At 73.1% G+C, this 7,780-nt stretch carries 8 protein-coding genes; 4 read left to right on the top strand and 4 right to left on the bottom strand.

Annotated features, from left to right (window positions below; translation table 11 throughout):
* Positions 1–189: 189 nt before the first annotated feature.
* The 4 genes from ACWDD7_RS17235 to efeU form a co-directional block, all read right to left on the bottom strand.
* A complete protein-coding gene (locus tag ACWDD7_RS17235; RefSeq protein ID WP_450457901.1) occupies positions 190–669 on the bottom strand; it encodes a DUF5709 domain-containing protein in 480 nt (159 codons plus the stop codon).
* A gap of 120 nt (positions 670–789) precedes the next feature.
* Positions 790–1,941, bottom strand: coding sequence for a HoxN/HupN/NixA family nickel/cobalt transporter (locus ACWDD7_RS17230; protein ID WP_450457900.1), 1,152 nt, complete (start codon positions 1,939–1,941; stop codon positions 790–792).
* A 203-nt stretch (positions 1,942–2,144) separates the two neighbouring features.
* Positions 2,145–3,416, bottom strand: coding sequence for an iron uptake transporter deferrochelatase/peroxidase subunit (gene efeB, locus ACWDD7_RS17225; protein ID WP_450457899.1), 1,272 nt, complete (start codon positions 3,414–3,416; stop codon positions 2,145–2,147).
* A 38-nt stretch (positions 3,417–3,454) separates the two neighbouring features.
* Positions 3,455–5,494, bottom strand: a complete 2,040-nt coding sequence (gene efeU, locus ACWDD7_RS17220; RefSeq protein ID WP_450457898.1) for an iron uptake transporter permease EfeU — start codon at positions 5,492–5,494, stop codon at positions 3,455–3,457.
* 212 nt (positions 5,495–5,706) lie between these two features.
* Between efeU and ACWDD7_RS17215 the strand changes: the two genes are divergently transcribed.
* Genes ACWDD7_RS17215 through ACWDD7_RS17200 form a run of 4 tightly spaced genes read left to right on the top strand, consistent with a single transcriptional unit; the run spans position 5,707 to position 7,715 of the window.
* The gene (locus ACWDD7_RS17215; RefSeq protein WP_450457897.1) at positions 5,707–6,372 is read left to right on the top strand and encodes a DedA family protein; all 666 of its coding nucleotides are present in this window, start codon (positions 5,707–5,709) and stop codon (positions 6,370–6,372) included.
* Positions 6,373–6,412: 40 nt separating this feature from the next.
* The gene (locus tag ACWDD7_RS17210; protein ID WP_450457909.1) at positions 6,413–7,099 is read left to right on the top strand and encodes a phosphatase PAP2 family protein; all 687 of its coding nucleotides are present in this window, start codon (positions 6,413–6,415) and stop codon (positions 7,097–7,099) included.
* Between the two features lie 38 nt (positions 7,100–7,137).
* A complete protein-coding gene (locus ACWDD7_RS17205) occupies positions 7,138–7,440 on the top strand; it encodes an isochorismatase family protein (protein ID WP_450457896.1) in 303 nt (100 codons plus the stop codon).
* Positions 7,326–7,715, top strand: coding sequence for a hypothetical protein (locus tag ACWDD7_RS17200; RefSeq protein ID WP_450457908.1), 390 nt, complete (start codon positions 7,326–7,328; stop codon positions 7,713–7,715). Before ACWDD7_RS17205 ends, ACWDD7_RS17200 begins: the two co-directional genes overlap by 115 nt.
* Positions 7,716–7,780: the final 65 nt, after the last annotated feature.

Raw genomic sequence — 7,780 nt, 5'->3', positions numbered from 1 at the left:
CTGTCTTAACTACACTCTTTCCCTACCCCCCGCTCTCCCTATCTTCCGGCGGCGTTCGTGACCCTTCGGCCTTCGGGGTTTCACGGGGTACCCCGGGGGGGCGGCGCCGCGCGGCGCCGCCCGCCCTGGTGCATGCTGTGCGGCTCGTGCCCCTGAGGAGGGGCACCGGGAGCCGGCGGGGGCGATCCGTCAGTCCGGCAGGTCGGTCTCGTCCGGTACGACATGCACCGCGGCCTCCTCCGCGCCCGCCGCTCCCCCGTCGATGCCCACGTCCTCGGCGACCTCCTCCTTGGTGGTGTCGGCGTGGGTTCCCTCGTCCGGGGCCACCAGGCGGCCCGCCCGGACGTCGCCCACCTCGCGGTCGAGGGGCTCGCCCTCGCCGCCGGGCAGGTCGCCGATGTCGTCGCCGACCGGTTCACCCGTCTCCGGTACCTCCTGGCGCAGTCGCTCGTCGAGGGTCTCGCCCGCGCGCTGCTCGGCGGCGGTGGTGCCGCGTTTGGTGACGCCGAGGGGGCGTTCGGGCGGGGAGTAGCCCTCGTCGAGCATGTCGTCGTAGGAGGGTTCGCCGACCGCGTCCTCGGGGTCGAGGGGCGCGGCGTCCGCCTGCTCCTCGTTGGTCCCGGTGGGCTGGTAGGCGTCGTCCCCCATGGGAGTCTGCGCTTCGCTCATCGTCGCCTCCTTCCGTGTTCGCGTGGCGGTCCCGGTCCGCGTTTCCCGCAGCCGGGACGTCAACCCCGCCGGGCCGGATCCGGCCGGCGCGACCGCCGCGCCCGCGCCGGCGCGACGGCTTCAGTCGGCGGACCGCTCGGCCAGGCCCGCGGTCCACTTCTCCTCGATGCGCCCCGCCTTCCACACCAGCAGCGCGAGCGCCCAGGTGGCGAAGAACAGGCCGACGATGACGAAGCCGACCGTGTTGAGGTCGAGCCCCGCGACCCAGTCCCAGAAGAAGCCGTGCAGGTCCATCTTGTCGGCGAGCAGGCCGAGGAGTTCGACGGAGCCGATGATGAGGGCCACGGCGACGGACAGACCGGTGACGGTGAGGTTGTAGTAGACCTTGCGCACCGGCTTGGAGAACGCCCAGCCGTAGGCGAAGTTCATGAACGAGCCGTCGATGGTGTCCAGCAGCGACATGCCGGCCGCGAACAGCACCGGCAGGGTGAGGATGGCGTACCAGGGCAGCCCGGAGGCGGCGCCGGAGCCGGCGAGGACGAGCAGGGCGATCTCGGTCGCCGTGTCGAAGCCGAGCCCGAACAGCAGCCCCAGCGGGTACATCTGCCAGGGCTTGCTGATCGAGTTGGTGACCCGGCCCAGCAGGCGGTTCATGAAGCCCCGGTTGTCGAGGTGGGCCTCCAGGGCGGCCTCGTCGTAGTGGCCGGTGCGCATCCTGCGGAAGACCTTCCAGATGCCTGCGAGGATGACGAGGTTGATCCCGGCGATGAGGTAGAGGAAGGCGCCGGAGACGGTCGTGCCGATGAGGCTGGTGACCTGGTGGAGGTGCGAGTTGTCGTCCTGGACCGGTCCGGCCAGCGTCTTCATGCCCAGGGACAGCAGCAGGGCGAGACCGAAGACGATGCTGGAGTGCCCGAGGGAGAACCAGAAGCCGACGGACAGCGGGCGCTGCCCCGAGCCCATGAGCTTGCGCGTGGTGTTGTCGATGGCCGCGATGTGGTCGGCGTCGAAGGCGTGCCGCATGCCCAGGGTGTAGGCGGTCACGCCGATGCCGATGCCGAAGGACTCGCCGCCGACGCTGAAGTGCTGCGGCGCGATGACGCCGACGAGCGTGCCCCAGCCGATGACGTGCAGGGCCAGCACGAAGGCGACCATCGAGCCGACCCTGATCCACTCCTGGCGCGTCATGGAGCGTCGGACGCGTTGCCAGGCCGACGGCTTGGCGCCGGCCTGTGCGGGGAGGGACGGAGCGGGACCAGGGGCGGCCGTCATCGGGAGGGTCGTTCCTAACGTCGTACGGGTACGGCTGCGCACCACAGCCTGGTGCCATCATCCCGTACTTGCAAGTCATGTGCAGTAAAGGCGGCGGCAGGCCTTTCCCATGGTCAGGAAAAGACCATGAACAGGAAAAGGCCGCTCCCCCGGGCGGGGGAGCGGCAAAGCGGCGGGGCCGGGCCGGGAGGCCGCGGGTCCGGTCAGGCGGAGAACATGCCCCGACCCAGCCAGTCCCCGGCACCCCGCACGCCGGGCAGGGCGAAGAAGTAGCCGCCGCCGGTCGGGGAGATGTAGTCCACCAGGGGCTCGTCGATCAGCCGGGTCTGCACGGCCTCGAACTGGCGCTTGACGTCCTGCTGGTAGCAGCAGAAGACGAGGCCCATGTCGAGGTCGCCGACGTTGTCCACGCCCCGGTCGTAGTTGTAGCCGCGGCGCAGGATGCGGGAGTCGTCCGACTTCGCGGTGCGCGGGTTGGCGAGGCGGATGTGGGAGTCCAGCGGGATCGCGTTGCCGTGCGGGTCCTTGGCGTAGTTGGGGACGTCGGTCTCCTCGGCGCCGTCCAGCGGGGCGCCGGTGTCCTTGCGGCGGCCGAACATCCTCTCCTGCTCGGTGAGCGAGACCCGGTCCCAGAACTCGACCAGCATCCGGATGATCCGGATGACCTGGTAGCTGCCGCCGGCGGCCCACGCGGGCTCGCCCTGGCCGTCGCCGACCCAGATCAGCCTGTTCGTCTCGCGCGCGGAGTCGACGTCCGGATTGGCGATCCCGTCCTTGAAGCCGAGCAGGTTGCGCTGGGCGCCGGTGGGCCTCGGCGCGTTCTGGAAGCCGTCGATGCGCCACTTGACCTGCATCGCGCCCCGGGTGTGCCGGGCGATGTCACGCAGGGCGTGCAGCACGGTGTCCCTGCTCTGCGCGCAGATCTGCAGCGAGAGGTCGCCGTGGCACTCGGCCGGGTTCAGGTTGTCGTTCGGGAAGGTCCGCATGGGCACCAGCCGGGCGGGCCTGGCCTTGCCGAGGCCGTAGCGGTCGTCGAACAGGGAGGAGCCGACGCCGACGGTGAGGGTGAGGCCGTCCGCGGGGACCTCGGGGCCGAGGATGCCGTTGTCGGAGGGCGGCGCGCCGACGCCGAGGTCGGCGGGGGCGCCGCCGGAGGTGAGGGAGCGGGCCCGTTCGGTGACGGTTCTCAGCAGGTCGGCGACGCCGTCGCGGTCGTCGGCGATGACGTCGAAGGAGACGAACGCGGCGGCGGCGGGCGGCGGGGTGGTGATCCCGGCCTGGTGGGCGCCGTGGAACGGCACCTTCGTACGGCCGTCCGGGCCGCTCGTCCGGGCCTCGGCCGTGTCGCCGCTCGCGCCGAGCGCGAAGCCGCCGCCGGCCAGGACCGCACCCGCGGCACCGGCGCCCAGCGCGCCGCGCACGAAGGAGCGGCGGGCGGGACCGACGGGGCAGGACGGCGTGTCGGCGGTGGACATGGGCGGGTTCCCTTCGGGGTGCGGGTGCGCGGTGGTCATCAGGCGGACTTCCGGATCTCCAGCAGGTCCGGGATCGGGGCGAGGTCCTCCAGGAGCTGCCCGGTGGCCCCGTCGAGGCGCTGCCGGTCGGCGGCGGAGAGCTTCTCGACGGGGGTCCAGTGGGCGCCGTCATGGGCCGCGTCCAGCAGCTTCTGCACCCGGTCGATGTCGCTGTCGACGGTGGGCGGCGCCTTGGGAGCGCGGTCGGTGAGCAGCGGCTTGAGGACGGTGAGCAGTTCGCGGGTGCCGGCCAGGTTGGCGTCGGCGGTGGCGAGGTTGGTGCCGCTGCCCTCGTCGGTGTCGCCGGTCAGCTCGAACTGGAGGGTGTTCTCCAGGATCTCGTGGGCGCGCAGCGGCAGGTCGCCCGGGTCGAAGTCCTGGCTCGGGAACGCCTTGCGCAGCCCGGCCGCGTCCGCGCTGAGCCGCCTGGCGGGCCCGGTCAGCTCCTTGGCCGACTGCCCGTGCCACAGGCCGTACTCCAGGCGCAGGAAACCGGTGAAGTCCTTGTCCTGCTCGCCGCCCGGCAGGCCGTCGGCGCGGCCGTCGATCTTCTGGTCGAAGTCCTCGAAGGTGCCGTAGGCGGCGCCCAGGGAGGCGTAGGTGCGGTGGGCGGTGAGCCAGTCGGTGCGGGCCTTGTCCAGGTGGCCGCCCTCGATGTCGTGCCGGAGGGTGCCGGTCTGGGCGACGAGGGTGTCCAGACCCTTGCCGACGTACGTCCTGTACGACGCCAGGGGCGCGGCGAGGTCCTGCTCGGAGACGGGGGCGACCGGCTTGGCCGCGCCGCCGCCGGCGACGGTGACCGGCTTGGAGGTGACGGCCTGGCCGTTCGCGGGGACGCAGCGCCAGGCGTAGGTGCCGCCGGCGACGGTGGCGACGAGGTCACGGGTGGTGCCGGGGGCGAGGCCCTCGATCTCGCCGTAGACCGCGTTGGTCGACGGGTCCACGAGGTAGACCTCGGCGGCCTGGCGGCCGGTGTTCCGCATCCGGAAGGTCTGCCGGCCGGGCTTGGGCGCGGTGAAGCCCTTGCCGCAGTCGGTCCCGGAGACGGCGACGGTCTGGTCCCCGGCGGGCTTGGGGCGGCCGAGGGTGACGAAGAGTCCGGCGATCACTGCGGGTACGGCGACCACGGCGGCCGGGACCACCCAGGCCGGGCGGCGCCGGGCCGCGGGCTCCGGCGCGTCGGCACCGTCCGCGGCCGCCTCGGGCTCCGCCTTGGGCTTGGGGGTGGTGACGCGCACGCCGCGCACGAAGAGGGTCATCACCACGACGAGGTAGGCGACGTAGGCGACCACCTGGAGCCAGGTCATGGTGGGCATCAGGTTGAAGACGCCCTGGATCAGGGTGCTGTACCAGGAGCCCGCGTCGATGCTGCCGGCGAGGTCGACGGCGTAGGCGGTCCCGCCGGGCAGCACGCCGCCCTCCTGGAGGTCGCGCAGGCCGTAGCCGAGGACCCCGGCGGCGATGACGATGAGGACGACGCCGGTGGCGGTGAAGAACTTCGTCAGGTTGATCTTCAGGACCCGGCGGTACAGGCCCCAGCACAGTCCGGTCGCGAGGACCAGGCCGATGGCGGCACCGGTCAGCGGGCCCGCGGACTCACCGGCCGCCTGGGCGGTGGTCCACAGGAACAGGGCGGTCTCCAGGCCCTCACGGCCGACGGCCAGGAAGGAGGTGAGGATCAGCATGCCGGAGCCCATGGCGAGGGCGCCGGTGACCTTCTGCCTCAGCTCGCTGGAGAGGTTGCGGGCCGAGCGGCGCATCCAGAACACCATGGCGGTGACGAACGCGACGGCGATCACGCTGAGGGAGCCGCCGAACGCCTCCTGGGCCGTCTCCGGCATGGACGCGGCGGTGAAGGTGAGCACCGCACCGAAGCTCATCGCGACGGCGATCGCGGCCAGGACGCCCGTCCACACCTGCGGCAGCCGGGAGCGTGCCTCGGCGCGCACCAGGGTGGCGACCAGGATGGAGACGATGAGTCCGCCTTCGAGCCCCTCTCTCAGTCCGATCAGGAAACTCGGAAACGCGTCGTCCCACATGCCCTGCGACCCTCCCGGTAACTTAGCGAAGGCATGCCTTACCTTCGCGACCATGATGACCACACCTTCGTAGGCAACCAGTCACGAACCGGTAATCCCCCGGCAAAGTCCGGGAAGGATGCCCTGTCCGCGTTCGTCGGGGCGCCGGACCGACGTCTACAAATGTGTAGTCACATGTTGTCGAGGCAAGTCGAAGGAAAGGGCGTGCGGCCGTGGCCACTCCCCCACATCTGGCGTCGCAGCTCGCGGTCAACGTGCTCGACGCCCACTCGCTGCTGGCCGCCTTCGGCGTGTTCGGCGTCGGCGTGGTGCTCTTCGCGGAGACGGGCCTGCTGATCGGGTTCTTCCTGCCCGGGGACTCGCTGCTGTTCACGGCGGGGCTGCTGTGCACGGGCTCGGCCGACCGCGGGCTGCACCTCTCGCTCGGCCCGCTGCTGCTCGCGGCGGCGCTCGGCGCGCTGGCGGGCTCCCAGTGCGGGTTCCTCATCGGCCGCAGGGCGGGCGGCGCGCTGCTGGCCCGCACCCGCTCGGCGAAGCTGCGCGAGGGCGCGCGCCGCGCGGAGGAACTGCTGGACCGGTACGGCCACGCGAAGGCGATCGTGCTGGCCCGCTTCGTGCCGGTGGTGCGCACCGTGCTGAACCCGATGGCGGGCGCGCTCGGCGTGCCGACGCGCACGTTCACCGCGTGGCAGGTGATCGGCGGCCTGGTCTGGAGCCTCGGCCTCACGCTGGGCGGGTACGCGCTGGGGTCCTCGATCCCGAACGTCGACAAGTACCTGCTGCCGGTGATCGCGCTGATCGTCGTCGTCTCGCTGATCCCGCTCGCGGCGGAGGTGCTGCGCTCACGGCGGGCCGCGGCGGCGAAGGAGACATCGTGACGAGGGGCTCGGAGGCTCGGGCATGGCAGTCGTCGACGGTGTGAGCCGGCGCGGTCTCCCGGTGCCGGTGGCCGCCGCGGGCCTCGGCGCCTGGCTGGCCTTCGCCGCGCTGGCCCTGGTCGTGGTCGCGCGGCACGGCACCCCGCTCCCCCCGGACCGCGCCCTGCTCGCCTGGTCCCTCGGGCACCGGCCGCCGGTCGCGGTCGCCGTGGCACGCGGGCTGACCGACACGGGGACGGGGGCGGTGCCGTACGTCCTGGCGGTCGCGGCCGGACTGACGGCGGGCCGCACGACCCGGCAGCGGTGCGCCGCCGCGCTGCTGGGCCTGGTCTGCCTCGGCCTGGGGCAGGCGGTGCGGTACGGCGTGATGGACCTGGTCGGCCGGGCGCGCCCGCCGCGCGGGGACTGGGAGGCGCTCGCCTCCGGCTGGTCGTTCCCCTCCGGCCACACGACCACCTCGGCCCTCACCGCCGGACTGCTGATCGCGGCACTGTGGCTGCGCGCCCCGCACGGCCGGGGCCCGCTGACGCTGCTCGTCGCCTGCTGGGGCGCTGGAGTGGGGCTGACCCGGATCTTCCTGGGGGTGCACTGGTTCACCGATGTGCTGGGCGGCTGGCTGTTCGCGGCGGGCTGGCTCGGCCTGCTGCTCGCGGCGGCGGCCCGGTGGCTGCCCGCCGACCTCCGCCCCGGCGCTCCGGGCCCGCGTTCCGGGGCGGAAGCATCCTGAGGCGATACCGAGGCGGCTTTACAAGTCCGCTGCGCGGTTTGAGCGTCACCCAGGTGGTGCTCACCGGCGTCTCGACCGGTTCGGACGTCGAGTCGACCGCGCGCTCGGCCTCCGACCACGGCCACCCCGTCGCGCCGGCCACCGGCGCCATGTCCGATCCGGACGCCGGGGCCCACCGGCACAGCGCCGAACGCGTCTTCCCGAAGCTCGGCCGGACCGCGACGGCCTGTCCCCGCACCTGGCCCGGCCCCCGCCGCCGTCCGGCACCGCGCAACTCCTGCTGGTGGACGAGGACATCGACGCTCCCCCGGCCAGGCCGGCCGTGCGCTGCCTCGCGCTGATCGACACGGCTGCCGGGCATCTCGACCCGGGCGCGCTCGGCGCCCGGCAGCCGGGCCCCGGCGTACGGCCGCTGCGGTCCGCCATCGACCGCGGCCACCACGGCCCCGCCCGCGTCGAGGGCCACGGGCCGCACCGCTACACCTTCCGGCTGTTCGCCCTCGCCGCCCCGGTGGACACCCCGCGACCGGACCGGGCCCGCCCCCTCGCCCTGCTGCCCGCCGTCCCCGCCCCCGTCCTCGCCCGCGCCCGCCTGACCGGCGTCTACCAGCGCTGAAGGGCTTCGGGGGTGCCGTCGGCCAAGGTCCATTCGGCCGCCGCGGGTTCGTTGCCGCTCGCCCC

The organism is Streptomyces sp. NPDC001056, from assembly GCF_053598955.1.
This window is presented reverse-complemented; position numbering and strand designations above follow the sequence as displayed.